Origin of the sequence: Mycobacterium noviomagense (genome assembly GCF_010731635.1) — a bacterium.
GTDB lineage: Bacteria > Actinomycetota > Actinomycetes > Mycobacteriales > Mycobacteriaceae > Mycobacterium > Mycobacterium noviomagense.
Window position 1 is genome coordinate 1,999,117 of record NZ_AP022583.1, and the last position, 23,780, is coordinate 2,022,896.

General features: G+C 65.7%; 27 protein-coding genes. 15 read left to right on the forward strand and 12 right to left on the reverse strand.

Annotated features, from left to right (window positions below):
- Positions 1-3: 3 nt before the first annotated feature.
- Together G6N15_RS09205 and G6N15_RS09210 are read right to left on the reverse strand one after the other, a co-directional pair.
- Positions 4-822, reverse strand: a complete 819-nt coding sequence (locus tag G6N15_RS09205; protein WP_083086819.1) for a tyrosine-protein phosphatase — start codon at positions 820-822, stop codon at positions 4-6.
- The gene (locus tag G6N15_RS09210) at positions 819-2,033 is read right to left on the reverse strand and encodes an acyl-CoA dehydrogenase family protein (RefSeq protein ID WP_083086909.1); all 1,215 of its coding nucleotides are present in this window, start codon (positions 2,031-2,033) and stop codon (positions 819-821) included. The genes G6N15_RS09205 and G6N15_RS09210 overlap by 4 nt, the downstream gene beginning before the upstream one ends.
- A 145-nt stretch (positions 2,034-2,178) precedes the next feature.
- Here G6N15_RS09210 and G6N15_RS09215 point away from each other — a divergent pair, with 145 nt between their 5' ends.
- The 3 genes from G6N15_RS09215 to G6N15_RS09225 are packed head-to-tail and all read left to right on the forward strand — an operon-like array spanning position 2,179 to position 5,078.
- Entirely contained in the window at positions 2,179-3,276 is a 1,098-nt protein-coding gene (locus tag G6N15_RS09215) for a Re/Si-specific NAD(P)(+) transhydrogenase subunit alpha (RefSeq protein ID WP_083086818.1), read from the forward strand.
- Positions 3,277-3,657, forward strand: coding sequence for an NAD(P) transhydrogenase subunit alpha (locus G6N15_RS09220; protein WP_083086805.1), 381 nt, complete (start codon positions 3,277-3,279; stop codon positions 3,655-3,657).
- Positions 3,654-5,078, forward strand: a complete 1,425-nt coding sequence (locus G6N15_RS09225; protein WP_083086802.1) for an NAD(P)(+) transhydrogenase (Re/Si-specific) subunit beta — start codon at positions 3,654-3,656, stop codon at positions 5,076-5,078. Before G6N15_RS09220 ends, G6N15_RS09225 begins: the two co-directional genes overlap by 4 nt.
- On the opposite strand, the gene G6N15_RS09230 is transcribed toward G6N15_RS09225, so the two are convergent.
- Complete coding sequence (locus G6N15_RS09230) at positions 5,075-5,200, reverse strand: hypothetical protein (RefSeq protein WP_004571620.1); 126 nt, start codon at positions 5,198-5,200, stop codon at positions 5,075-5,077. The two genes, G6N15_RS09225 and G6N15_RS09230, sit on opposite strands and share 4 nt — an antisense overlap.
- A 131-nt stretch (positions 5,201-5,331) precedes the next feature.
- Between G6N15_RS09230 and G6N15_RS09235 the strand changes: the two genes are divergently transcribed.
- Entirely contained in the window at positions 5,332-6,006 is a 675-nt protein-coding gene (locus G6N15_RS09235) for a TetR/AcrR family transcriptional regulator (protein ID WP_083086799.1), read from the forward strand.
- Here G6N15_RS09235 and G6N15_RS09240 read toward each other — a convergent pair.
- From G6N15_RS09240 to G6N15_RS09250, 3 genes are all read right to left on the reverse strand, one after another.
- Positions 5,969-6,793: a class I SAM-dependent methyltransferase gene (locus G6N15_RS09240; protein WP_083086796.1), complete on the reverse strand. Its 825-nt coding sequence runs from the start codon at positions 6,791-6,793 to the stop codon at positions 5,969-5,971. The genes G6N15_RS09235 and G6N15_RS09240 overlap by 38 nt on opposite strands.
- On the reverse strand, positions 6,790-7,260 hold the full coding sequence (locus tag G6N15_RS09245) for a GbsR/MarR family transcriptional regulator (RefSeq protein ID WP_083086794.1): 471 nt from the start codon (positions 7,258-7,260) through the stop codon (positions 6,790-6,792). Before G6N15_RS09245 ends, G6N15_RS09240 begins: the two co-directional genes overlap by 4 nt.
- 63 nt (positions 7,261-7,323) lie before the next feature.
- Positions 7,324-8,220: an alpha/beta hydrolase gene (locus tag G6N15_RS09250; RefSeq protein WP_083086791.1), complete on the reverse strand. Its 897-nt coding sequence runs from the start codon at positions 8,218-8,220 to the stop codon at positions 7,324-7,326.
- A 59-nt stretch (positions 8,221-8,279) separates the two neighbouring features.
- Between G6N15_RS09250 and G6N15_RS09255 the strand changes: the two genes are divergently transcribed.
- Positions 8,280-9,620, forward strand: coding sequence for an FAD-binding oxidoreductase (locus tag G6N15_RS09255; protein WP_083086908.1), 1,341 nt, complete (start codon positions 8,280-8,282; stop codon positions 9,618-9,620).
- On the opposite strand, the gene G6N15_RS09260 is transcribed toward G6N15_RS09255, so the two are convergent.
- On the reverse strand, positions 9,617-10,153 hold the full coding sequence (locus G6N15_RS09260) for a TetR/AcrR family transcriptional regulator (protein WP_083086787.1): 537 nt from the start codon (positions 10,151-10,153) through the stop codon (positions 9,617-9,619). The two genes, G6N15_RS09255 and G6N15_RS09260, sit on opposite strands and share 4 nt — an antisense overlap.
- Before the next feature lie 124 nt (positions 10,154-10,277).
- Here G6N15_RS09260 and G6N15_RS09265 point away from each other — a divergent pair, with 124 nt between their 5' ends.
- On the forward strand, positions 10,278-10,946 hold the full coding sequence (locus tag G6N15_RS09265) for an SDR family NAD(P)-dependent oxidoreductase (RefSeq protein ID WP_083086786.1): 669 nt from the start codon (positions 10,278-10,280) through the stop codon (positions 10,944-10,946).
- A gap of 34 nt (positions 10,947-10,980) precedes the next feature.
- Here G6N15_RS09265 and G6N15_RS09270 read toward each other — a convergent pair whose 3' ends face one another.
- Positions 10,981-11,790, reverse strand: coding sequence for a thioesterase family protein (locus tag G6N15_RS09270; RefSeq protein WP_083086783.1), 810 nt, complete (start codon positions 11,788-11,790; stop codon positions 10,981-10,983).
- 16 nt (positions 11,791-11,806) lie between these two features.
- Complete coding sequence (locus G6N15_RS09275) at positions 11,807-12,637, reverse strand: SMP-30/gluconolactonase/LRE family protein (protein ID WP_083086781.1); 831 nt, start codon at positions 12,635-12,637, stop codon at positions 11,807-11,809.
- A gap of 126 nt (positions 12,638-12,763) precedes the next feature.
- On the opposite strand from G6N15_RS09275, the gene G6N15_RS09280 reads away from it, so the two are divergent.
- Together G6N15_RS09280 and G6N15_RS09285 are read left to right on the forward strand one after the other, a co-directional pair.
- On the forward strand, positions 12,764-13,690 hold the full coding sequence (locus G6N15_RS09280; protein ID WP_083086778.1) for an LLM class F420-dependent oxidoreductase: 927 nt from the start codon (positions 12,764-12,766) through the stop codon (positions 13,688-13,690).
- Between the two features lie 38 nt (positions 13,691-13,728).
- Complete coding sequence (locus G6N15_RS09285) at positions 13,729-14,610, forward strand: acyl-CoA thioesterase (RefSeq protein ID WP_083086776.1); 882 nt, start codon at positions 13,729-13,731, stop codon at positions 14,608-14,610.
- A gap of 135 nt (positions 14,611-14,745) precedes the next feature.
- Here the strand turns inward: G6N15_RS09285 and G6N15_RS09290 are convergent, their stop codons facing one another.
- Positions 14,746-15,426 (reverse strand): DUF427 domain-containing protein, encoded by a 681-nt coding sequence (locus tag G6N15_RS09290; RefSeq protein WP_083086773.1) that lies wholly within the window; start codon positions 15,424-15,426, stop codon positions 14,746-14,748.
- Positions 15,427-15,505: 79 nt separating this feature from the next.
- On the opposite strand from G6N15_RS09290, the gene G6N15_RS09295 reads away from it, so the two are divergent.
- The gene (locus G6N15_RS09295) at positions 15,506-16,681 is read left to right on the forward strand and encodes a CaiB/BaiF CoA transferase family protein (protein ID WP_163748007.1); all 1,176 of its coding nucleotides are present in this window, start codon (positions 15,506-15,508) and stop codon (positions 16,679-16,681) included.
- A gap of 91 nt (positions 16,682-16,772) precedes the next feature.
- A complete protein-coding gene (locus tag G6N15_RS09300) occupies positions 16,773-17,345 on the forward strand; it encodes a hypothetical protein (protein WP_083089056.1) in 573 nt (190 codons plus the stop codon).
- Here G6N15_RS09300 and G6N15_RS09305 read toward each other — a convergent pair.
- Positions 17,342-18,451: an alcohol dehydrogenase catalytic domain-containing protein gene (locus tag G6N15_RS09305; protein ID WP_083089057.1), complete on the reverse strand. Its 1,110-nt coding sequence runs from the start codon at positions 18,449-18,451 to the stop codon at positions 17,342-17,344. The two genes, G6N15_RS09300 and G6N15_RS09305, sit on opposite strands and share 4 nt — an antisense overlap.
- A gap of 14 nt (positions 18,452-18,465) precedes the next feature.
- On the opposite strand from G6N15_RS09305, the gene G6N15_RS09310 reads away from it, so the two are divergent.
- Positions 18,466-18,936, forward strand: a complete 471-nt coding sequence (locus G6N15_RS09310) for an acyl-CoA thioesterase (protein WP_083089058.1) — start codon at positions 18,466-18,468, stop codon at positions 18,934-18,936.
- A 30-nt stretch (positions 18,937-18,966) separates the two neighbouring features.
- Positions 18,967-19,422 carry an SRPBCC family protein gene (locus G6N15_RS09315; RefSeq protein WP_083089059.1) on the forward strand — a complete coding sequence of 152 codons (456 nt, stop codon included), beginning with the start codon at positions 18,967-18,969 and terminating at the stop codon, positions 19,420-19,422.
- Here G6N15_RS09315 and G6N15_RS09320 read toward each other — a convergent pair.
- Complete coding sequence (locus tag G6N15_RS09320; protein WP_083089060.1) at positions 19,419-20,123, reverse strand: GntR family transcriptional regulator; 705 nt, start codon at positions 20,121-20,123, stop codon at positions 19,419-19,421. The two genes, G6N15_RS09315 and G6N15_RS09320, sit on opposite strands and share 4 nt — an antisense overlap.
- A gap of 132 nt (positions 20,124-20,255) precedes the next feature.
- On the opposite strand from G6N15_RS09320, the gene fadD5 reads away from it, so the two are divergent.
- From fadD5 to G6N15_RS09335, 3 genes are all read left to right on the forward strand, one after another.
- Positions 20,256-21,884, forward strand: a complete 1,629-nt coding sequence (gene fadD5, locus G6N15_RS09325; protein WP_083089061.1) for a fatty-acid--CoA ligase FadD5 — start codon at positions 20,256-20,258, stop codon at positions 21,882-21,884.
- 304 nt (positions 21,885-22,188) lie between these two features.
- Positions 22,189-22,905: an MlaE family ABC transporter permease gene (locus G6N15_RS09330; protein ID WP_372506523.1), complete on the forward strand. Its 717-nt coding sequence runs from the start codon at positions 22,189-22,191 to the stop codon at positions 22,903-22,905.
- Position 22,906: 1 nt separating this feature from the next.
- Positions 22,907-23,776, forward strand: a complete 870-nt coding sequence (locus G6N15_RS09335; protein ID WP_083089063.1) for an MlaE family ABC transporter permease — start codon at positions 22,907-22,909, stop codon at positions 23,774-23,776.
- Positions 23,777-23,780 lie beyond the last annotated feature (4 nt).

A 23,780-nucleotide genomic window follows, 5' to 3' on the forward strand; every position in this document is an offset into this window, starting at 1 on the left:
CGCTCAGTCCAGCAGCGCGACCCGAAGCCGATGCACGTCGTCGTCGGTGATGCCCGCGTCACGCAGATAAACGTCCAGGGAGCCGAAGGTCTCGTCGATCGACTGGCGCGCAGCGGCCAGATACTCGGGGCGGACACCGAGGACCTCATCGGATAGGCGGGCCTCGGTGAACGTCATGACCTCGGGAGTCAGTTCGGTGTCTGAGCGCTGCTGGATCATCTCCATGATTCGGGCGCGCAGCTCTGGCGCCGCCTCGTTGCTGCGCAAGTAGTCGGCCAGAATATCGTCACGGTCCAGCCCGATCGCTTCCAGCACCACAGCGATGACGAAGCCGGTGCGGTCCTTGCCCGCAAAGCAGTGGGCCAGTACCGAGCGTCCGGCGGCTAGTAGCGAAACGACCTGCCGCACAGCGCGTTGCGCCCCGGGGTACGTGGGGAACCTGCGGTACTCGTCGACCATGTAGCGGCTGGCGGCCTCGGCGACCGACTCGTCGCTGGGCTTGTCGGTCATCAGCCGTTTGAACGCATGCTCATGCGGCGGCTCGCCGTCGGCCTCGCTTTGGTCGGCGGCGAGGTCAGGGATCGGCAACAGGTGAATGTCGACGCCGTCGGGCACCCGTCCCGGTCCGCGGCGCTGCACCTCGCGAGGCGAGCGCAAGTCGGCGACAGCGCTAACACCGAGCCGGCGCAGCGCTGCCCGCCCGTCGTCGTCCAGACTGGTCAACTCCCCTGAGCGGAACAGCCGCCCGGGCCGGATACCCGCGGCCACCGAAACGTCGCGGAAGTTCACCGCGCCGGGCAGTTCCCGGATCTCAGTGGTCACTGAGTAACCGCCGAAGCGAAAGCGCTTTTCTCGCGGCCGATTTCAGCACGGGCGATGGAGCGCAGGTGTACCTCGTCCGGCCCGTCGAAGATGCGCATCGCGCGGTGCCAGCCGTACAGCCGGGCCAGCGGGGTGTCGTCGCTGATCCCCGCCGCGCCATGCACTTGTATGGCGCGGTCGATCACATCGCAGGCCACCTGCGGTGCCACCGCCTTGATCTGCGAGACCAGTAGATGCGCGGCCTTGTTGCCGTGTTGGTCGATGGTCCATGCGGCTTTTTCACACAGCAGCCGAGCCTGGTCGATTTCGTTGCGCGACTTGGCAATCGACTGCTGCACCACGCCCTGCTCGGCCAGCGTCTTGCCGAAGGCCACTCGGCTGCGGGCCCGGTCGACCATCAACGCCAGCGCGCGCTCGGCGGCGCCGAGGGCACGCATGCAGTGGTGGATGCGGCCCGGACCCAGCCGGGCCTGCGCAATCGCGAAACCCGCACCCTCCTCGCCCAGCAGATTGGTCGCCGGGACCCGCACGTTGTCGTAGATGATCTCGCAGTGGCCGTGCTGATCCTGCCAGCCGAACACCGGAGTGGAGCGCACGACCGTCACACCCGGGGTGTCCATCGGCACCAGGATCATCGACTGCTGCTGGTGGGCCGCGGCATCGGGATTCGTGCGGCCCATCACGATCAGGATCTTGCAGCGCGGGTCGGCCGCGCCCGACGTCCACCACTTGCGGCCGTTGATGACGTAGTGGTCGCCGTCGCGGGTGATGGTGGTTTCGATGTTGCGGGCGTCGCTGCTGGCGACGGCCGGTTCGGTCATCGAGAACGCGCTGCGGATCTCGCCGTCGAGCAGCGGCTGCAGCCACTGGCAGCGCTGTTCGTCGGTGGCGAACAGGTGCAGGATCTCCATGTTGCCGGTATCCGGTGCGGCGCAGTTGAGCACTTCGGGCGCGATCTCCAGGCTCCAGCCCGTCAGCTCGGCCAGCGGCGCATAGTCGGCGTTCGTCAGCCCCGACTCGGCGGGCAGGAACAGGTTCCACAATCCACGCTCTTTGGCCTTGACTTTGAGGTCCTCGATGATCGGGGGCACAGTGTGGTCGCCCGGACCCGCTTCGTGGCGGTAACGGTCGTACTCGGCTTCGGCCGGAAAGACGTACTCGGTCATAAAGTCGGACAGCCGCTTGTGGTAGTCACTGGCCTTGGCCGACATGGCGAAATCCATGCCAGTCACGATAGGCGACCGGCTTGCCGTGCGAGTAGACGCATCGCGGGCTACATCGGCCCGAGGAGGAGCCGGGCCATCGGGTTAGGGTAGCGGGGCAATCCAACGGCGCAGGAAAGTAGATGTACGCGCGATGACAGATACGCAGACGACGGTTGGGGTGGTCGCCGAGTCAGGGACGGACGAGCGGCGGGTCGCGCTGGTGCCCAAGGCGGTGGCGCCGCTGACGAAAAGCGGTGTCGCGGTCGTCGTCGAATCCGGTGCGGGCGGAGGGGCGCTGCTGCCCGACGAGCTCTACACGGCCGTCGGTGCCAGCATCGGTGACGCGTGGGCCGCCGACATCGTCGTCAAGGTTGCGCCGCCGACCGCCGAGGAGGTCGCCCGGCTGCACCGCGGCCAGACCCTGATCGGCTTTCTTGCCCCACGCAACGCCGACAATCAGATCGAGGCGCTGCGGGCGGCGGGTGTGCAGGCGTTCGCGTTGGAGTCGATCCCGCGGATTTCGCGGGCGCAGTCGATGGATGCGCTTTCGTCGCAAGCCAACGTCGCGGGATACAAAGCGGTGCTGCTGGCCGCCTGGGAGTCGACACGGTTCTTCCCCATGCTGACCACCGCGGCAGGCACGGTGAAGCCGGCGACGGCGCTCGTGCTCGGCGTTGGCGTGGCCGGCCTGCAGGCGCTGGCGACGGCCAAACGACTGGGTGCGCGCACCACCGGCTACGACGTGCGGCCCGAGGTGGCCGACCAGGTCCGCTCGGTGGGGGCGCAGTGGCTGGAGTTGGGCATCGAAGCTACTGGTGAGGGCGGGTACGCACGCGAGCTCAGCGAAGAAGAACGCGAGCAGCAACAGAAAGCGTTGGAGGAGGCGATCACCGGGTTTGACGTGGTGATCACCACTGCTTTGGTTCCGGGCCGCCCGGCGCCACGGCTGGTGACCGCTGCGGCGGTGGAAGGGATGAAGCCGGGCAGTGTGGTGGTGGACCTGGCGGGGGAGGCCGGCGGAAACTGCGAGCTGACCGAGCCCGGCCGCACCGTCGTCAAGCACGACGTCACCATCGCCTCGCCGCTCAACCTGCCGGCGACCATGCCTGAGCACGCCAGCGAGCTTTACAGCAAAAACATCACGGCCCTGTTGGAGCTGTTGGTCAAGGACGGGAAGCTGGCGCCCGATTTCGACGATGAAGTGGTGGCGGCGGCATGCGTGACCGCAACAGCGGGAGAGGACAGCTAGATGTACAACGACCTTCTGGCCAATCTGGCGATCCTGGTGCTCGCCGGGTTTGTCGGCTTTGCGGTGATTTCCAAGGTGCCCAACACGCTGCACACCCCGCTGATGTCGGGCACCAACGCCATCCACGGCATCGTCGTCCTCGGCGCGCTGGTGCTGCTCGGTCGAATCGAGCACCCGTCGATCGCGTTGCAGATCATTCTGTTTGTCGCGTTGGTCTTCGGCACCCTGAACGTCATCGGCGGTTTCATTGTCACCGACCGGATGCTGGGCATGTTCAAAGGCAAGAAGCCGGCGCCTGTGACGTCCGGCGACGATGCGGCCCGAGGAGGAGCCGGACAATCGGGCCCCGTTAAAACTGGGACGGACGGGCAGGGTCGATGAGCTACCTGGTCACGATCCTCTACATCATCTCGTTCGCGCTGTTCATCTACGGCCTGATGGGTCTGACCGGGCCCAAGACCGCGGTCCGCGGCAACCTGATCGCCGCGGTGGGTATGGCCATCGCCGTGGCGGCGACCCTGGTCATGATCCGCCACACCCACCAGTGGCCGCTGATCATTGCCGGCCTGGTCCTGGGCGTCGTGCTCGGCGTTCCACCGGCACGGCTGACCAAGATGACCGCTATGCCGCAACTGGTGGCGTTCTTCAACGGCGTGGGCGGCGGCACCGTCGCGTTGATTTCGCTGTCGGAGTTCATCGAGACGGCTGGGTTCTCCGCATTCCGGTATGGCGAGTCGCCGACCGTGCACATCGTGGTCGCTTCGCTGTTCGCCGCGATCATCGGGTCGATCTCGTTCTGGGGGTCGATCATCGCGTTCGGCAAGCTCCAGGAGATCATCTCCGGCCGCCCGATTGGCATCGGCAAGGCGCAACAGCCGCTGAATCTGTTGTTGCTGGTGGCGGCCGTGGTGTGCGCAGTGGTCATCGGACTCGGCGCGCATCCGGGCACCGGCGGGGTGGCGTTGTGGTGGATGATCGGGCTGCTCGCCGCTGCCGGGGTGCTTGGCCTGATGGTGGTGCTGCCTATCGGCGGTGCCGACATGCCCGTCGTCATTTCGATGCTCAACGCGATGACCGGTCTGTCGGCCGCCGCAGCCGGCCTCGCGCTGAACAACACCGCGATGATCGTCGCCGGCATGATCGTCGGCGCCTCCGGTTCCATCCTGACCAACCTGATGGCCAAAGCGATGAACCGCTCCATCCCGGCGATCGTCGCCGGCGGGTTCGGTGGCGGCGGCGTGGCTCCCGGCGGCGACGGCGGCGGCGACAAGCACGTCAAGTCCACCTCGGCCGCCGACGCCGCGATCCAGATGGCCTACGCCAACCAGGTGATCGTCGTGCCTGGCTACGGCATGGCCGTCGCACAGGCCCAACACGCCGTCAAGGACATGGCGAGCCTGCTCGAATCCCGCGGCGTGCCGGTCAAATACGCGATCCACCCGGTCGCCGGCCGGATGCCCGGGCACATGAACGTGCTACTCGCCGAAGCCGAAGTCGACTACGACGCGATGAAGGACATGGACGACATCAACGACGAGTTCGCCCGGACCGACGTCACGCTCGTGATCGGCGCCAACGACGTCACCAACCCGGCCGCGCGCAACGAGCCGAACTCGCCCATCTATGGCATGCCGATCCTCAACGTGGACAAGTCCAAATCGGTGATCGTGCTCAAGCGGTCGATGAATTCGGGCTTCGCGGGCATCGACAACCCGCTGTTCTATGCCGAGGGCACCACCTTGCTGTTCGGTGACGCGAAGAAGTCAGTGTCCGAGGTGACCGAGGAACTGAAGGCGCTCTAAACCGGTGGATACGCCGGCGGCGGGTAGCCCTGGCCGTCGGTCACCCCGCGCAACCCCCAGGTGAAGTACTTGAAGAAGAACTCGAGCTCGTCGGAAAAGTCGTAGCTGGGATCCGGATCCATGTGACCACCTCATCTCGACCGCGACGTTTCTAGCTCCGCAGTCTAGTCCCACCCGGCAACGGCGCGACAGCCGATGAGCGGCTTGAATAGAGTATCCAACTAGTTGATCGACACTGCCGAAACGAGTAGACATGCCATCCGACAGCACCAGCCCGAATGGGCTTTCCCGCCGCGAGGAGCTGCTGGCCGTTGCCACCAAGCTGTTCGCCGCGCGCGGTTACCACGGCACCCGGATGGACGACGTCGCCGATGTCGTGGGGTTGAACAAGGCAACGGTGTATCACTACTACGCCAGCAAGTCGCTGATCCTCTTCGACATCTACCGCCGGGCTGCCGAGGGCACGCTGGCTGCCGTACACGATGACCCGTCGTGGACGGCCCGCGAGGCGCTCTACCAGTACACCGTCCGGCTGCTCACCGGAATCGCCGGCAACCCCGAGCAGGCCGCTGTGTATTTCCAGGAGCAGCCGTACATCACCGAATGGTTCACCGAGGAACAGGTCGCCGAGATCCGCGAAAAGGAAACCCAGGTCTACGAACACGTGCACGGCCTGATCGACCGCGGCATCGCCAGTGGCGAGTTCTACGACTGCGACTCCCACGTACTGGCGCTCGGCTACATCGGGATGACGCTGGGCAGCTACCGCTGGCTGCGGCCCAGCGGCCGACGCACCGCCAAGGAGATCGCCGCCGAATTCAGCACCGCGCTGCTGCGAGGCCTGATCCGCGACGAGTCGATCCGAGCGGAGTGGTCGCTCGGCGACGACGTCAAAACCGAAAGCGATACAGCCGGTCGATATTCCTGACGAACGGGATTGCGAACAGCATCCGATAAAGCAGCCGTTGCGGCCTCAGCGGAATCTTCGCCGGATCGATGAGCGGCGCCGTCTCAAGCAGCTCCAGCCGCGGGATCCACTGCATGAGTTCGCCGCCGCCTCGGGTGCCCCATTTGACGATGCCGGACGTAAAGATCCGGGAAAGCCTTGGGCCCCACGGTGATTCCAGGTCAGCCAGCAGTTCGCCAGTGCTGAAACGATCGGTCACCCGCTGCAGCAGATCACGGACTTCGGTTGCGGTGAGGTACATCAGCAGCCCTTCGGCGATCACCAACGCGGGGCCACCCGCAGGGGTCTGTTCCAGCCACTGCGGATCGGTCACCGACGAGCCGATCATCCGGTATCCGTCGTGGTCGTCGTACAACTTGCGCCGTAAGTCGATGACGTTGGGGACATCGACGTCGAACCACTGCACTGTCGGTGGCGTCTCAAGCCGAAACGCACGGGTATCCAGCCCGCAGCCCAGGTGCAGGACAACGGCATCGGGATGACGCTGCAGGAAGTCGGCGGCCCAGATGTCAAGCTGCTTGGCGCGGATTGTGACCATGAACTGGTTGGTCGCCGGCAGCATCGACCAACGCATCCGCGCGAAGTCATAGTCGATTCGGTCTACCGCCTCGGCGGCGGCGTGGTCACCGAGAACTGGGTGCGCCGAACGGCTTTCGTATGCCCGCAGGTAAAGAGTGCACAGGTTGGTCCACTCCACCGAACCCCAGCGCACGCTGCTGAAGTCGACCTTGTCCGACTGCTCTGTCATCGCTTTCTCCTGTCGGCGCGATACTCGCTCCACCGCCGCATCAGTTCGTCGCGGTAGTCGCTGACGCAGAACTCACAGAAGTCCCGGAAATCCTCCAGTCGCTCACGCTGTTCGGCGCGATCCTTGTCCAGCAGCGACAGGCCGAACTCGGCCACTTCGATGCCGGGCCGCATCAGTGCCAGTTGCACGTTCAAGACGCTGGTGAACCCCCCGGGGGTGACACGGTAATGATGTTGGCGCGACGCGGCGGGCAGCCGCTGGATCATGCCGCCCTCCTGGAGTTGACGCGCCACAGTGCTGACCGATGCTTTGCTCACCAACAGCGCCTCGGCGATTTGCGACAACGATTGCTGCGGCGGGTCACAGATCATCAGCCACCCGTAGACCCGGCCCATCGTTCGGGTGGCACCCAGCATCTCGAAGAACAAGCCGACACGGTCGACGAACTCCGCTTCGCCAGGAGACATTGCCACCTCGTCATGAACGTTCAGTACGGACTGAACGTAGTATAAGCTGCGCCTGGCGAGGGGCTACCGAGCGCCTGGCTTCAGATGCATGTCGAGGAAGGCCAGCTGATCCGCGACGACTCGGTCGAAAGCGTCTCCCACGTAGATGTCGAAGTGACCTTCTGGATAGACCTTAATTTCGCCTCGTGGCGCTTTGGCGCCGTGGCGCAGGGTGGCCGCGGCGGGTGCCACCGAGTCGCGTTCGCACACACAGAACAAGATCGGGCAAATGACCTTCGTGGCCGCACGGCCCGGCCGGTAGCTGAGGACCTTGATAGCGAAGCGGGCGGCGACCTCGTTCCGGAATTGCATCCCGTCGGGCAGCAGCCGCAGGAATCCCGGGTACGCGTCGGGTGCGTTCATCAGCGCGATCTCGTCCGGGTAGCCGACCACCGGCACCATCACCGGCGGCCTGCCGAGCCGGGCAGCGGCCAGATCGCGCAACGCTAATGCGGTAATGCGCGCGGTGATCAATGGGTTCATCTTGCGCGTAGAGGCGATGCCGTCGGTGAACGGGCACTGAGCGACGACGGCCGCGATACCCGGCAGCCGGGCCGCCGTGGCGATCACATGACCGCCACTAAAAGAGGTGCCCCACAAGCCGATTCGTTGATCGTCGACCCCTGGCAGCGTGCGGGCATAGGCAACAGCGGCCGCCCAGTCCTGCAATTGCATGCCGATGTCAAGCAGCTGGCGGGGCTCGCCTTCGCTGTCACCGAAGTTGCGGTAGTCGAACACCAGGCAGGCAAATCCCGCAGCACAGAAGCGTTCGGCGTAGGCGTCGAGCCGCATGGCGCGCACACCACCGAGCCCGTGCGCCATCACCAGCAGCGGCGCATCGCCGGTTGTTTCCGGCCGGTACAGCCAGGCGCTGATCCGTTCATGGCCGGAGTTGAACTGGACATCCGCACGCTGTCCCATCAATGCCTCCGTCTCGGCCTGGCGTCGCCATGTGATACTCCCACGCGATGACCGCACGCATGCTGCAGCGGCTGTCCACGGTCGTGGGAGCTAAGCACATCAGCGCCGATTCCGACGTCCTGGCCGCCCGCAGCGTCGACCACACCGGCCGCCACCGCGGTCAAGCGAGTGCGCTGGTGCGTCCCGGCTCCACCGACGAGGTCGCCGAGGTGCTGCGCGTGTGCCGCGACGCCGGCGCACACGTCACCGTTCAAGGCGGATGCACATCGCTGGTCGCCGGCACCGTCCCCGAGCACGACGATGTGCTGCTGTCCACCGAGCGACTGAACACCGTCGGGTCGGTCGGCAGCGTCGAGCGCCGTCTCCAGGTCGGCGCCGGGGCCACGCTGGCCGCCGTGCAGCAGGCTGCGAGTGGTGCCGGTCTGGTCTTCGGCGTCGACTTGGCCGCCCGCGACACGGCAACCGTCGGCGGCATGGCTTCCACCAATGCCGGCGGACTGCGCACTGTGCGCTACGGCAACATGGGCGCGCAGGTGCTCGGCTTGGACGTCGCGCTGCCCGACGGCTCGGTGCTGCGCCGGCACAGCAGGGTGCGTGCCGACAACACCGGCTACGACTTGCCCGCGCTGTTCGTCGGCGCCGAGGGAACCCTCGGCGTCATCACCGCGCTCGACCTGCGTCTGCACCCGGCGCCCTCGCACCGGGTGACCGCCATATGCGGCTTCTCCGACCTCGGCGCATTGGTCGATGCGGCGCGAGTGTTTCGCGATCTCGACGGCATCGCGGCGCTGGAACTGATCGACGGCCAAGCAAGTGCCCTGACCGCAGAACGTCTCGGAGTGGCGGCGCCGGTGAGCGGGGACTGGCTGCTGGTGGTGGAGTTGGCGGGCGATCACGACCAGACCCCGCGGCTGGCCGGCGCGTTGGACGGCGCGTGGCTGTGCGGCGAGCCCGCGGTCGGTGTGGATGTCGCCGCGCGGCAGCGGCTCTGGCGGGTGCGGGAATCGGTGCCGGAAGTTCTCGGCGCCTACGGTCCGCCAGTGAAATTCGACGTGTCACTGCCGCTGTCGGCGATCTGCGGCTTTGCCCACAAGGCTGCGAAGCTGGTGGACCGCTATGCTCCCGGCGCCCTGTCGCTGTTGTTCGGCCACATCGGCGAAGGCAATCTGCATCTGAACGTCCTGCGTTGCGGGCGCGAGCAGGAACCCGACCTGTGCGCGGCGATCATGGAGTTGATCGCCGCCTGCGGCGGCAACGTCAGCTCCGAACACGGCGTGGGTAGCCGCAAACGCGCTTACCTCGGCATGTCCCGCGAACCGGCCGACATCGCCGCGATGCGGACGGTCAAGAAGGCTTTCGACCCGACCGGCTACCTCAACGCCGCTGTGCTTTTCGACTAATCACTCGCTTTGATGCCCACAGCGTGGCGGAGTTGCGCCAAGAACTGCTCGGCGTCGTCGGCTCGGACCATGTAGTGCGAGATTGCGATCCGGATCGCGGCTGCGGCTTTGACCGCGCCGCCGGGCCCCGGAAGCAGGCGTTGCAGTCCTTCACGCATTTCCGGAAGGACACGGGAGAACTGCGCGATCACATGCTCGGGCTCGATGTCGATCATGCGCACGCCCGAGTAGGAGTATTGGTATTCGACGATGAAACGTAAGGCGGCGTCGAGCCTGTCGGCGCCCTTAAGACCGGCTGTTGCCTTGGCTAAACCGCTTTCGAAAGTCTGACGTTCGTAGCTCGAAAACGCATCCAGCAACTCCTCTTTCGACGCGAACCAGCGGTAGAGGGTCGGACGCGAGACATGCGCCTGCGCGGCGACGTCAGAGAGGCTGAGCTTGCGTTTGCCGTTGCGGCTGACCACCTCGGCGGTGGCCGCAAGGATCCGCTGCCGGGTCGAAGTGTCGGTGTCGGTGGTCGTCGGGTGGTTCACGTCTGAAAACTTTACAAACTTTGGTCGAAGTGTCACGCTGTTTTCGTGCCACTGTCTTGGTCCTTCGGGGGAGCCTTTCCGCCCGCCGGCGAGGTAACTGACCACCAAATCCTAGACGCTGGTCGTGACTGAAGCTGAGCCCGCCGTGCCGGCCCAGCCTCCGCGCGCCGTCATGCTGACCGGCGCATCGTCACCGGTAGCCCGCGCCACGGCGGCGCGATTGGCTCGTCGGGGCGATCTGGTGCTGATAGGCAGCCGGCGCCCCGAGATCTGTGAGCGGCTCGCCGCTCGTCTTCGGGCACAAGGCGCGACGGCGTTCGCTGCCTACCTCGATCTGGCCGACACGTCGTCGATCGATTTGTTCGTCGAGTCGGCGCGTTATCTCGTCGGCGAGGTGGACGTGCTGATCACCGACGCTGGCCTCTCAGCCGCCAGAAGCGATATGTTCGGCGCGCAACACCTTGCGGCACAAGTGATTCCGCCGATGATCAGGCGTGGCCGTGGCGACGTGGTTCTGGTCAGTCCGGACATCCTTGCCGGCGCGACGCCACCAAATGCGTGCCGGCGTGCCCTGGACGCGTGGTTATCGGGCTTGGACGCCGAATTCGTCGGCACCGGCGTGCGGGCGTCGATCATCCGGTCCGCCGGGATCGCCGCTCGCGTGGCACCGGCCGACGTCGCACGTGTGATCGCAGCCATGGTCGGGTCCGGCGAGTCGATGCACCTGCGGCTTGTTGAGGTCATCTCGCAGCACCCGGCGCCCGCACCGGCCAAAGAGCGAAAAGCTCGCTGAGCGTCGCCGACCGGCCCCACATCCTCGGCGGAAGCTAGGTTCGGCGGCGCACCAGCACGGACTGCTGAATGCCGCCCACCGCTTCGTGCTCGTCGAACAGGGTGCCCACGGTCGTTCCGATACCGTCTGGGCCGTAACTGGTTTCGGCGCGAATACCAATCCACTCGCCCTGCGGAATCCGGTGCACATGCACAACGAGGTCGTTGTTGAGAAATGTCCATTTGGTGATGTCGAGTTTCGACCCGATGCCATTGGCGCAATCAGCCACCGCGAAGAGTCGCTCCAGCGGCGACATCGTTTCACCCTTGACGAGATCGACGGTGGGCTTGATCCACGATTCGCCCGGCCCGGCATCGAGGGGCGGGGTGAGCCAGCGCCAATCCAGGCTGTGCACGTAGTTGCGGTCGAAATCTTTTTCCAGGTTGCGGCTGCGCCCTTGACTGAGCGGCCCGAGCGGCGGGGCTGGCGCGTTCACGACATCCGCTGTGTCGAGCTGCAGGAGCCGCCACCCGCTGGCCTGGGCGACGGGTCTGGGCTGACCGCCCGGCCCCAGGCCCAGCATCTCGGCGGTAAGCAACTCGATCTGCTTGCCGGGCCGTTCGATCCGCGAGCGAACCCAGAAGTCGCCTTCCGCCGGTACGGGACCCAGCAAGTCGACGACGACGCGGCTGAGCCGGGTGTCGTCGCGGCGAGCGCAGCGCTCGAGTGCCCGCACCAATAGCGCGGACACCGGTGCGGCGTGCTGCATCGACGCTGACCACGTGCTGCGCACCAGATCGGTTGCAGTGAACTTCTCGCCCAACGGATCGGCAGAGTCGACCAGCTCGTAGTACGAGTCGCTCATGCGTCTTTCGCCAGTGTCACGGCAGGCCGGCGCCGGGAATGTCGACGGTGACGGCGTCCAGCCGAGACAACCGAGTTCCCTTGAGCCGCTTGGGATACACATCGGTGCTCGACAACAGAAAAAGGGTACGGCGTGCCGGACCGCCGAGCGTGCAGGCGATGGCGGCCCGCTCGCCGATGTCGATGCGGTCCGTTACCACGCCGCCGGCGGTGATCCGTTCGAACTGGTGGCGCAGAGTCATCGCCGTCCACACCCCGCCGTCGGCGTCCAGCGCGATACCGTCGGGTGGTCCGTCCAGCCCGTCGGCGAAGGTCCGGCGGTCGGTGAGGGCACCGTCCTCGGTGATGCGGAAGGCGGTCAACCGGCGCGCCATCGACTCGGCGACGATCAACGTTCGGTCGGGCGTGATCACCATGCCGTTAGGGAAATCTAGGTCTTCAGCGACGACGCTCACCGAATTGTCGGGATCGAGGCGCACGATCACACCGCCGTGGAAGCCCTGGGACCCGATGTAGGCGCGCCCGGCGTCGTCGACGACCATATCGCCGAGCTCATCCGGTACCGCCTCGGCAAGGTCGGCGATCGTGGTCACGCTGTCGCCGTCATAGCGCAAAACCAGCCGGTCTTCGGTGGAGGTGATCAGCAGTGAGCCGTCCGGCCGAAAACCCAACCCGGACGGGCTGTGACCAGGCAGCGGCAACGTCGTCATCGAGCCGCCCAGCGTGACGGTGTGCACCGCCTCGCCGAGCATGTCGGAGAACCACAGCAGGCCCTCGAACCAACGTGGGCCTTCACCGAAGCAGAAGCCTTCGGCTAACGGCGTCAGCTGGTCAACTGTCAACGCCATTCGATGTGTCCTTACCTCCTGTGACGACGCCTACCGAAGGTTTACAGAGTAGCCGACAAGTGTCACGGAAGTTCCACCGACCGTGTACCGTTTCGGTGCAACGGCGCTACCAGCGAAACGGCGAGCATGTACTTCTCGATCACCCATCCCATGCACAGCCACCCGTATCATCCGGAATTGGTTAGCGGGCAGGGTGTTTCGACGGTCGCCGCAGCGGCTGAAGCGGCAGGCTTCCACGGATTCGGGTTCACCGACCACCCTGCTCCCACGCAGCGCTGGCTAGACGCCGGCGGTCATGACGCTCTGGACCCGTTTGTGGCGATGGGGTTCGCCGCCGCGCGCACGGCCACGTTGAGGCTGATCCCGAACATCGTGGTACTGCCCTACCGAAACCCGTTCCTGGTGGCCAAATCCGGCGCGACGCTGGATTTGTTGTCCGGTGGCCGGTTCACGCTGGCGGTCGGCGTGGGCTACCTCAAACGCGAGTTCGCGGCCCTCGGGGTCGACTACGACGAACGGGCCGAGCTGTTCGATGAGGCGCTGGAAGTGATCCGCGCGGTGTGGACCACCGACGGCCTGTCCTTCGACGGACGGCACTTCACCGCCCGAGGGATCACCGCGCATCCGCGGCCGGTGAGCCAGCCGCACCCGCCGATCTGGATCGGCGGCAATACCGGGGCGGCCCGCCGGCGCGTCATCAAGCACGGCGACGGCTGGTGTCCGTTCCCCGCCCCGGCGGCACTGGCCCAGACCGCCCGCACGGCCGCCATCGACTCGATCGAGCGGCTCGGCGCCGGCATCGAGGATTTGCGCCGCCGCTGTGAGGCGGCGGGCCGGGATTGGTCGGTAATCGACGTGGTATTCACCAACTTCGACGGCGGCAGGCCGGCAAGCGACGACTTCAATGCTGACGCCTTTCTGACCGGTCTCGACAAGCTGGCTGCGTTGGGCGTCACCTGGGTGCAGGTCAGCTTGCCAGGCGACAGCTTGGCGCACGCGCTGGAAACCATCGACCGGTTCCGGGCCTTGGTGATCGACTCGGGCCAACCGTAAGGCTTTACAAGTTTCGAGGGAAATGTCACCCTCCCTGTGTGACCACGGAATCTGAGCAGACCCATTGGTCGGTTACCGGCCTGCTTGACTTGTTCGACGTGCAGGCCGCCGAAGCCGACCGCTTCACCGGCGACACGGGGATCGCGGGCCAAGACGAGCGGCAGGTGGTGGAAGGCACCCAGGTGCTGGCGCAAGCGATTGTCGCAGTGGCCAAACGGTTTCCGGATAAGTCGGTGCGCTCCGCGCACGCGGTATTCGTCCGCGCCGTCATGGTCGGTCCGCCGGTCGAATTCGACATCGACGTCGTGCACGAGGGTCGCTCCACCGCAACCGCTGTCGTGTCGGTGCAGCAGAACGGCCGTCGCTGCATCACGGTGACCGCGCTCGCCGACGTCCCGTCGCCTGACGTCATCACCCACCACTTGCCGCGTCCCGAGGTGGCCCCGCCCGCTGCGGCGAACCCTTCGCCCATGCCGATGGCCGGTCGCGAAGTCCGGCTGGTCGACGTCATCGATGTCAACAGCCCCGACGAGGTCGGGCCGCCGGAGCTGTATGCCTGGCTGCACTACGACCCGATCCCCACCCGCGACGATCTGGCCAAGGCGCTGATCGCGTATTTCACCGGCCACCTGGGCATCTCGACCACGATGCGCGCCCACGAAGGCATCGGCACCAGCCAGGCGCACCTGACCGTGTCGACTGCGCCGATGACGATCGCGGTCAGCTTCCACGAACCCGTGTCGTGGACCGGTTGGTTGCTCTACACGCACGAGAGCACTCAGGTCGGGGCGGGCATGTCGTATGTCCGCGGCACGGTGCACACCGAAGAAGGTGAGTTGATCGCGTCGTTCGCTCAGGAAGCGCTGATCCGGCCGCTGAGGCAGACCGACACCGCGATCAAAGCCGAAGCGCGGCTCTAACTTCCGTTCATGTGTCTCACTGGCCACGCCAGTCTCTGCAGCGGGGGACTACCCGATGTGCCCGCCTTCGAGCGATTCCTAGCTGGGCTAATCGCTGCTAGGCGGGCACGTTGACTATCCACTCCGTGGCGTGACTCATGTGGCAGGCGGGAGTTCAGCAACGACGTCGGCGCGCGTCTCGTCGAAGCTGACGTAGCCCCTGATTGGCAGGCTCTCCGCAGGCGGGTCCGGATAGCTCCACGCCACGTCCTCGACCACAGTGTCGCCGATGACGGCCCGCCAATATGTCGCGAAACCCTTGTAGTTGCAATAGGTCGACGTATCGGTCTGCCGCAGCAGATCGGTGCGGACGTGCGACGGATCCACGTAGAGCCGCGGCTGCAGCGCGGTCTCGAAAACGATGACGGTGTCGTCGGTGTCGACCAATACCCCGCCTGCGATGTGAACGCGCAGCCGGCGCCGCGTCGGCCGGCAATCGACACGGTGATACGGATTGGGCGGATAGTGCACGAGCCGGCGGCCCTCCTCCAGCCACGTGTCGACCGCATCCCACGGCACATGCACGAACCCGGGTGCTTCCGGCACCGGCTCGTTGGGCAGCCCGTCGACCTCCGATGCGGGAAACGCGTAGCTGAGCGGTTGATTTCGGCGATGCACTAGCAATGCCCGCTCGGTGTCGATCACCATTCGTCCGTCTCGGAAACCCTGGACGCGACGCGGATGCGGCTCGACGTACACCGGGTCGTCGGGCAGCGGTGGCGAGAACCACCCGGCGGGATCGTTGCTCAGCGGGCCTCGCCCGGCGACCAAGCTCATAGTTCCTCCACGCCTCAGCTTACAAATCATGCCAGCTCTGTAAACACCGTCGAGCGATGGTTCATGGCAGGGTATGGCCATGGCCGGACCACTGGAAGGCGTCAAAGTCGTCGAGCTCGGTGTCTGGGTGGCCGGCCCGGCCGCCGGAGCCATCCTCGCGGACTGGGGTGCCGACGTCGTCAAAATCGAGCCGCCGACCGGCGACCCGGGACGCGCATTCGGGCGCATGCTGGGGCTCGATCTCGACACCAACCCACCGTTCGAGATGGACAATCGCTCCAAGCGCAGCATCGTCCTCGACCTCACCAGCGACGACAGCCGCACGACTGTATTCGAATTGCTCAGTGGCGCAGATGTTTTCGTGACGAACATCCGCCTCGGCGCGTTGCAGCGCCTCGGCTTGGATTACGAATCGCTGGCCGCCGACTTTCCCCGGCTGGTCTACGGGCTGATCACCGGCTACGGCGAAACCGGTCCCGACGGCGACCGGGCCGCCTACGACATCGCGGCGTTCTGGTCGCGTGCCGGGGTGGCTCATCTTTTGACCCGTCCCGGTGACACGCCACCGTTTCAACGGGGCGGCATGGGCGACCACATGGCCGGCATGACGCTGGCGGCCGCGATCTGCGCGGCGCTGATTGCCCGCGGCCGAACCGGCACCGGTCAGTTGGTCAGCACGTCGCTGTATCGCCAGGGCGCTTACACCGTGAGCTTCGACTTGAACACCTACCTGATGACGGGCCACACCATCGCCGTCGGGCAACGCGAGTCGATGGGCAACCCGTGCATGAACAACTACACGGCCGGTGACGGGCGGCGATTCTGGATCGTCGGCTTGCAAGGCGACCGGCACTGGCCTGCACTCTGCCGCGTCGTGGGCCACCCCGACTGGCTGACCGATCCTCGCTTTTCCGATGCCCGCGCCCGCGCGCACCACGCCGTCGAGCTCATCGCCCAGCTAGACGACATCTTCGCGACCAAACCGCTCGACGAGTGGGCGCAGATCTTCGCTGCCGAACCGGAGTTCTTCTGGTCGCCGGTCAACTCGCTCGAGGATGTCGTGGCCGACCCCCAGTTCCACGCCGCGGGCGGTCTGGTCGACGTACCGCACCCGGATGGAGCCGTCGCGATGGCCGCGACGCCCGCGGATTTCCACGGGACCCCGTTGACGCCGCGATCCACCGCACCAAAACTTGGTCAGCACACCGAGGAAGTCCTCGCCGAACTGAAGGCGCGTCGCGCCGGTCGGGACTGACCGACTTTACAGATCCGGCCGAAACTGTCACGCTGGGGTGGACCGGCGCGATGCTCCGGCGTGGCCTTGCTTGAACTGCCGAAGGGATGCGATGACGACCTCCACCCCGGTGCACAACCCGTGCTCATCGGAGCAACTCAGCGATCCCTATTGCGGGGTGCTGACGTATCGCCTCGACGTCGTCGCGAACACCGTCGTCGATGTGGTGCGCTCGGCGGGTGGATGGCTATATGACAGAGTGGCGGCCGGCTGGGATGTCCACGTTCTCTTGCCGCACCGCGGCGATACCCGACCGTTGCAGATCCTCGGCGTACACGCCGACGACCTCGACGAGCAGTTTGCGCCCGCGAGCGCACCGTGGCTCGGCCAAGGGTTAGCCGTCAGCGCCGACGTATTCGCAGCCCATCCACGTATCCGCGAGTTGGTGTTCGAGGCCCTGGACCATCGCCTGACGGAAGTCGCGCTCTGGGATGACGGTTGGCCGTTGGCGGTCGGGCGCCGCACGACCACTGTGCAGCATGTGCTCAGCGGAGCGGCCCGGATTTTCAAGAGTTATGCCCTTGCGGAAGCGGGGATTTCAGCGCAGCCCGCCGGCCCCACGGAGACACTGCGCAGCGACATGAAGACATGTTTGCCCGTCGCTTCAGACTTGGTGCCGGTTTAGTCAAACGTGATCAGTTGCCGGATGGCGGCGCCGTCGGCGAGATGATCCATCGCCTCGTTGATGTCCTCAAGCGCGATCCTCGACGACACCAGCGATTCCACCGGAAGCCGGCCCGATCGCCACAGTTCCACAAACCGGGGAATGTCGCGGCTGGGCACCGCCGAACCCAGGTAGCTGCCGATCAGCGAACGCCCCTCAGCGACAAAGCCCAACGGCGACAAGCTGATTCGAGCTTCTGGTGGCGGCAGCCCGACCGTGATCGTCCGACCGCCCGGAGCGGTCAAGTCGATCGCCGTCTGCAACGCGGCGGGGTGTCCGACGGCCTCGATCACCACGGCGGCCTTCACCCCGGCATCGGCGGCCTGCTGCGGCGTGTAGGCCTCGTGTGCGCCGAGGCCGCGGGCCGCCCCTAATTTCTCCGGCAGTTGGTCGACGCCGACGACACGAACGTCGTCGTAGGCCAATGCGGTCAGCACTGCAGCCATCCCCACACCCCCGAGTCCGACGACGGCGACCGTCCGACCGGGTTGCGGGACGCCGACGTTGAGCACCGCTCCGCCGCCAGTCAGCACGGCGCAGCCGAGCAGCGCGGCGACGGGAGCAGGGACGTCATTGGGCACCGGTACGACGCTGGCACGGTTGACCACGGCGCGAGTCGCAAACCCCGATACGCCGAGATGGTGATATACCGGCTGGCCGTCCCGGGTCAGCCGCATACCGCCGCCGAGCAAAGTGCCGGCAGTATTCGCGGCGCTGCCCGGTTCGCACGGGGTAAGCCCTTCGGTGGCACACGCCGCGCAGTGTCCACAGCGTGGCAAGAACGCCATCACCACCCGCTGGCCGACCACCAGATCGGTGACGCCGTCACCGACCTGCTCGACGACACCGGCCGCTTCGTGGCCGAGCAGCATGGGTACCGGTCGTACCCGGTTGCCGTCGACCACCGACAAGTCCGAGTGACACACCCCGGCTGCTTCGATGCGAACGAGAAGCTCGCCGGTTGCAGGCGGCGCCAAACCAAGCTCCACCACAGTGATGGGCTTCGATCGCGCGTAGGGCCGCGGCAGTCCGATCCGCTCCAGCACGGCGCCGCGAATTCGAAACATGTTGGAATACAACCATGACGTCGGTTCCGCCTACACCGGACAGCCTCACCAGCCGCGACTTTCCGGTGCTTTGGCCGGTGCTCACCCGGTGGGCCGACAATGACATGTTCGGCCATCTCAACAACGCCGTCTACTACCAACTGTTCGACACCGCGATCAACGGCTGGATCAACACCAACGTCGAAGTGAACCCGGTCACCATGCCGGCCCAGGGAATCGTCGCCGAGTCGGGCTGCCGCTACTTCTCCGAACTCCACTTCCCGCAACGCCTCGTCGTCGGCCTGGCGGTGACTCGGCTCGGACGCACCAGCGTCACCTATCGACTCGGACTATTCCGGGCAGCCGAGGAACTCGCCGCTGACGAGCCGCAGCCGCCCGCCGCGCTCGGCCACTGGGTTCACGTCTACGTCGATCGGACCAGCCGCAAACCGGTACCGATTCCCGATGCCATTCGAGCGCTGCTGTCGACTGCCTGTGTCAGTTAGCGGTTCGGCCCTCCCACGTATGCTCGGCCAATGCCGTTCGTGAGCAAGACGGTCGAGGTTGCGGCCCATGCGGCCTCCGTCATCGGCATTGTTGCCGACTTCGAGTCCTACCCCCAGTGGAATGAGGAGATCAAAGGTCTTTGGGTGCTGGCCCGCTACGACGACGGGCGTCCCAGCCAGCTGCGCCTGGACATGGCGTGGCAGGGCATCGAAGGCACTTACATCCAGGCCGTGTACTACCCGAGCCCGACGCAGATTCAGACGGTCATGCAGCAGGGCGACCACTTCACCAAGCACGAGCAGCTGTTCAGCGTGGTGGAGATGGGTCCGACGTCGCTGTTGACGGTCGACATGGACGTCGAGACCGAGATGTCGGTGCCCAGCCTGATGGTCAAGAAGATGGTCAACGACGTGCTGGACTACCTTGCCGACAACCTCAAGCGGCGGGCCGAGCAGCTAGCGGCCAATCAACATAGGCCCGGTTAGCACCAGATTCCCGTCCGTTCCAGCTTCTCAGTGAGCCGACGTGCCCCGTCGGTGAATTGCCACGCGGTGTGCTCGACCACCGCAGCGGTGTCGCGGCGGCGCAGCGCACCGATCAACTGCCGGTGATTGTCCGCCGCGGCCGCACCCCACTCCGGGTCGGAGGCATAGACCAGTGCTGGCATATAACGCGCGGCATGCAGCAGAAACCACGCCAGTTTGATCCGGCCGCTGGCGAGATTGAAGGAGCGGTGGAAAACGAACTCGGCCGACGCGATCGCTTCGGTGTCGCCGGATCCGACAGCTGCGGTGAACTCGTCGTTGAGGTGGTCAAGCTCGTCGATCTGGGCGTCGGTGATCAGATTGGCGGCAGCGGCGGCCAGCTCCTTGGCGATGGTGGCCTGCAACCAGAAAATATCGGCGATGTCTTGGCGGGTCAGCGGCAGCACGACGTGGCCGCGGTGCGGTTCAAGCTGCACCATGCCCTCGCCGCGAAGTTTGAGTAGCGCCTCCCGTACCGGTGTGACGCTGACGCCGAGCTGGGCTGCGGTCTCGTCGAGCCGGATGAACGTCCCAGGACGCAGCGTGCCGGACATGATCGCCGCACGCAGATGTGCTGCGACCTCATCGGACAACTGCGCGCGGCGCACACGACGCCAGCTGCGCGGCTGCCTGGAAGGAGATGCCTTAAGGGGTGCGTTCACCTTGGATTTCCGGGGGACTTGTCTCAGCTGCCGTCAGGCCATAATGTGACCCACACAACACGAAGTTTGATCAAATATCAACCCGACTTGAGCCGAACGCCGAGGAAGGGGCATCACTAGTTGACCGCGCTGATGACCGGACAGACGGCCGCCTCCACGGACCAGCCCTACCTCTCGCGACGCCAGAACTGGGTCAACCAACTCGAGCGTCATGCGCTGATGCAACCGCAAGCGGCGGCGTTGAGATTCTTGGGCAAAACCCTGACCTGGGGGCAGCTGCGGCACCGGGTGGCCGCGCTGGCCGATGCGTTGAGCCGTCGAGGGGTCGGCTTCGGCGATCGGGTGATGATCCTGATGCTCAACCGCCCGGAGTTCATGGAAGCCGTGCTGGCGGCCAACATGATCGGCGCGATCGCGGTACCGGTGAACTTCCGGCTGACACCGACCGAGGTCGCCTTCCTGGTAGGCGACTGCGACGCGCAGGTGATGATCACCGAACCGGTGCTGGCTGCGGTGGCGACTGCCGTTCGCGACATAGAGCCGAGCCTGAGCGCGATCGTGGTCGCCGGTGGCGCCACCGAGGACGGCCTGCTGGGCTACGAAGATCTGGTGAACGAGGCCGGGGATCCACACCAACCGGTCGACGTTCCCAATGACTCGCCGGCGCTGATCATGTATACCTCCGGAACCACCGGACGGCCGAAGGGCGCCGTGCTCACCCACACCAATCTCACCGGCCAGACGATGACGGCGCTCTACACCCACGGCGCCGACGTGAACGACGTCGGGTTCATCGGTGTCCCGTTCTTCCACATTGCCGGGATCGGCAACATGCTGACCGGCATGCTGCTCGGCCTCCCCACGGTGATTCATCCACTGAGCGCTTTCGACCCTGGTCAGCTACTGGATGTGTTGGCGGCAGAGAAAGTCACCGGGATCTTCCTGGTTCCCGCACAGTGGCAGGCGGTATGCGCCGAGCAGCAGGCCCATCCGCGCGACCTTCGATTGCGGGTGATCTCGTGGGGGGCGGCGCCGGCGTCGGATACGTTGCTGCGGCAGATGTGTGAGACCTTCCCCGGCGCTCAGATATTGGCGGCGTTCGGCCAGACCGAGATGTCGCCGGTCACCTGCATGCTGCTCGGCGAGGACGCCATCAGAAAGCGGGGATCGGTCGGCAAGGTGATCCCGACCGTGGCCGCCCGTGTGGTCGACGACGACATGAACGACGTACCGGTCGGCGAAGTCGGCGAAATCGTCTACCGCGCGCCCACGTTGATGAGCGGCTACTGGAACAACCCGGAAGCCACCGCCGAGGCGTTCGCCGGCGGCTGGTTCCACTCCGGCGACCTCGTGCGCATGGACGACGAGGGCTACGTCTGGGTTGTCGACCGCAAGAAGGACATGATCATCTCCGGTGGAGAGAACATCTACTGCGCCGAGGTGGAGAACGTCCTCGCGGGCCATCCCGCCATCGTCGAAGTTGCCGTCATCGGGCGAGCGGACGAGAAGTGGGGAGAGGTACCCATTGCCGTCGCAGCGGTGGGTCCCGAGACCGAGCTGAGCCTCGCTGATCTTGACGAGTTCCTCAACGACCGGCTGGCGCGCTACAAGCATCCCAAGGGCCTGGAAATCGTCGACGCGCTGCCGCGCAACCCGGCCGGAAAGGTGCTCAAGACCGAGCTCCGCCGGCGCTACGGCGGCGCACCGGAGGCCCGCTCAGGCCCCGAAAACAGCTGTCCTCCAGCCAGAACAGATAACTGACGATAACGACAATTTCACTATGGGTGTCATGAGAGGCCAATTGTGCGGATTGCGATGTGCGGTCCTGAAGGCATCGGGTACAGTCCTGTGGTCTCTCTTACTACCTGTGAGTAGGGAGGCGGCGGTCACACCACCCAGGGGCGGGGCAAGGAGGAGGCGTGCGACATGAACCGCCGCTACACCTGGGGGCTCGCGGTCGGATCGTGAGGGGGCACTAGTGACGACGACGCAGCAGCCACGGCTCACCGACTATGTGCGTGACCAAGTGGGTCCGCCGCTCAAAACCGTCGGCGGCTTCTTCCGGATGTGTGTGCTGACCGGCAAGGCGCTCCTTCACTGGCCGCCACAATGGCGAGAGTTCATCCTGCAGTGCTGGTTCATCATGCGGGTCGGCATCTTGCCGACTATTGCGGTTTCGATCCCGTTGACGGTGCTGCTTACCTTCACACTCAACGTGTTGCTGGCCCAGGCCGGTGCTGCCGACATCTCGGGCGCGGGTGCGGCGATCGGCGCTGTCACCCAGCTCGGCCCGCTGACCACGGTGCTGGTGGTGGCCGGCGCGGGCTCAACGGCCATCTGCGCCGACTTGGGCGCGCGCACCATCCGCGAAGAGATCGACGCGATGGAGGTGCTCGGCATCGACCCGATCCACCGACTGGTCGTGCCCCGCGTCCTCGCTGCGACCGTGGTCGCCACCCTGCTGAATGGACTCGTGATCATGGTGGGACTGGTCGGCGGCTACATCTTCGGCGTCTATCTGCAAAACGTGTCGGGCGGCGCCTACCTCAGCTCGCTGACCTTGATCACCGGTTTGCCCGAAGTCGTCATCGCGACCGTCAAAGCCGCCGTTTTCGGACTGATCGCCGGTCTGGTCGGCTGCTACCGCGGGCTGACCGTCCGGGGTGGCTCGAAGGGGTTAGGAGTGGCCGTCAACGAGACCGTGGTGCTGTGTGTGGTCGCCTTATACGCCGTCAACGTGATACTGACGACCATCGGTGTCCGATTCGGAACGGGGCGCTGACATGTCGACGATCGCCGTACTGCGCTCCCGATTCCCCCGAGCCACTCGCAACGTCAGCCGCTCCGCCAGCGCCGCGGTTGGGGGATTCGATAAAGCGGGGCGCATGGCCGTGTTTGCGGTCGAAGGCGCCATCGGGTTTGCCTGGGTACTGCGTCATTACCGCAAAGAGGTACTGCGGCTCATCGCTGAGATCGGCATGGGCACCGGCGCCATGGCTGTCGTGGGTGGCACCGTCGCGATTGTCGCTTTCGTGACGCTGTCCGGTAGCTCGCTGGTCGCCATCCAGGGCTTTGCGTCGCTGGGCTACATCGGTTTCGACGTCTTCACCGGTTTCTTCGCCGCGCTGATCAACGTGCGCATCGCCGCCCCTGTGGTGACCGGAGTCGCACTCGCGGCCACGGTCGGCGCGGGCGCGACGGCCGAGTTGGGCGCCATGCGGATCAGTGAGGAGATCGACGCGCTCGAGGTCATGGGCATCAAGTCCATCGCATATCTGGTGTCCACCCGGGCGCTGGCCGGCCTGATCGTGATCATCCCGCTGTATGCAGCGGCGATGCTGATGTCGTTCATCTCCCCGCAGCTCGTCACGACGGTCTTATACGGCCAGCCCTCGGGCACTTACGACCACTATTTCCGGTCATTCCTGCGTCCCGAGGACGTGCTGTGGTCGTTCGTCGAGGCCATCATCATCGCCGGTCTGGTGATGCTCACGCACTGCTACTACGGATACACCGCCAGCGGCGGCCCGGTCGGCGTCGGTGAGGCCGTCGGCCGGTCGATGCGGTTCTCGCTGGTTTCGGTTCAGGTCATTGCCCTGTTTGCCGCGTTGGCGCTCTACGGCGTCAACCCCAACTTCAATCTCACGATGTAACCGC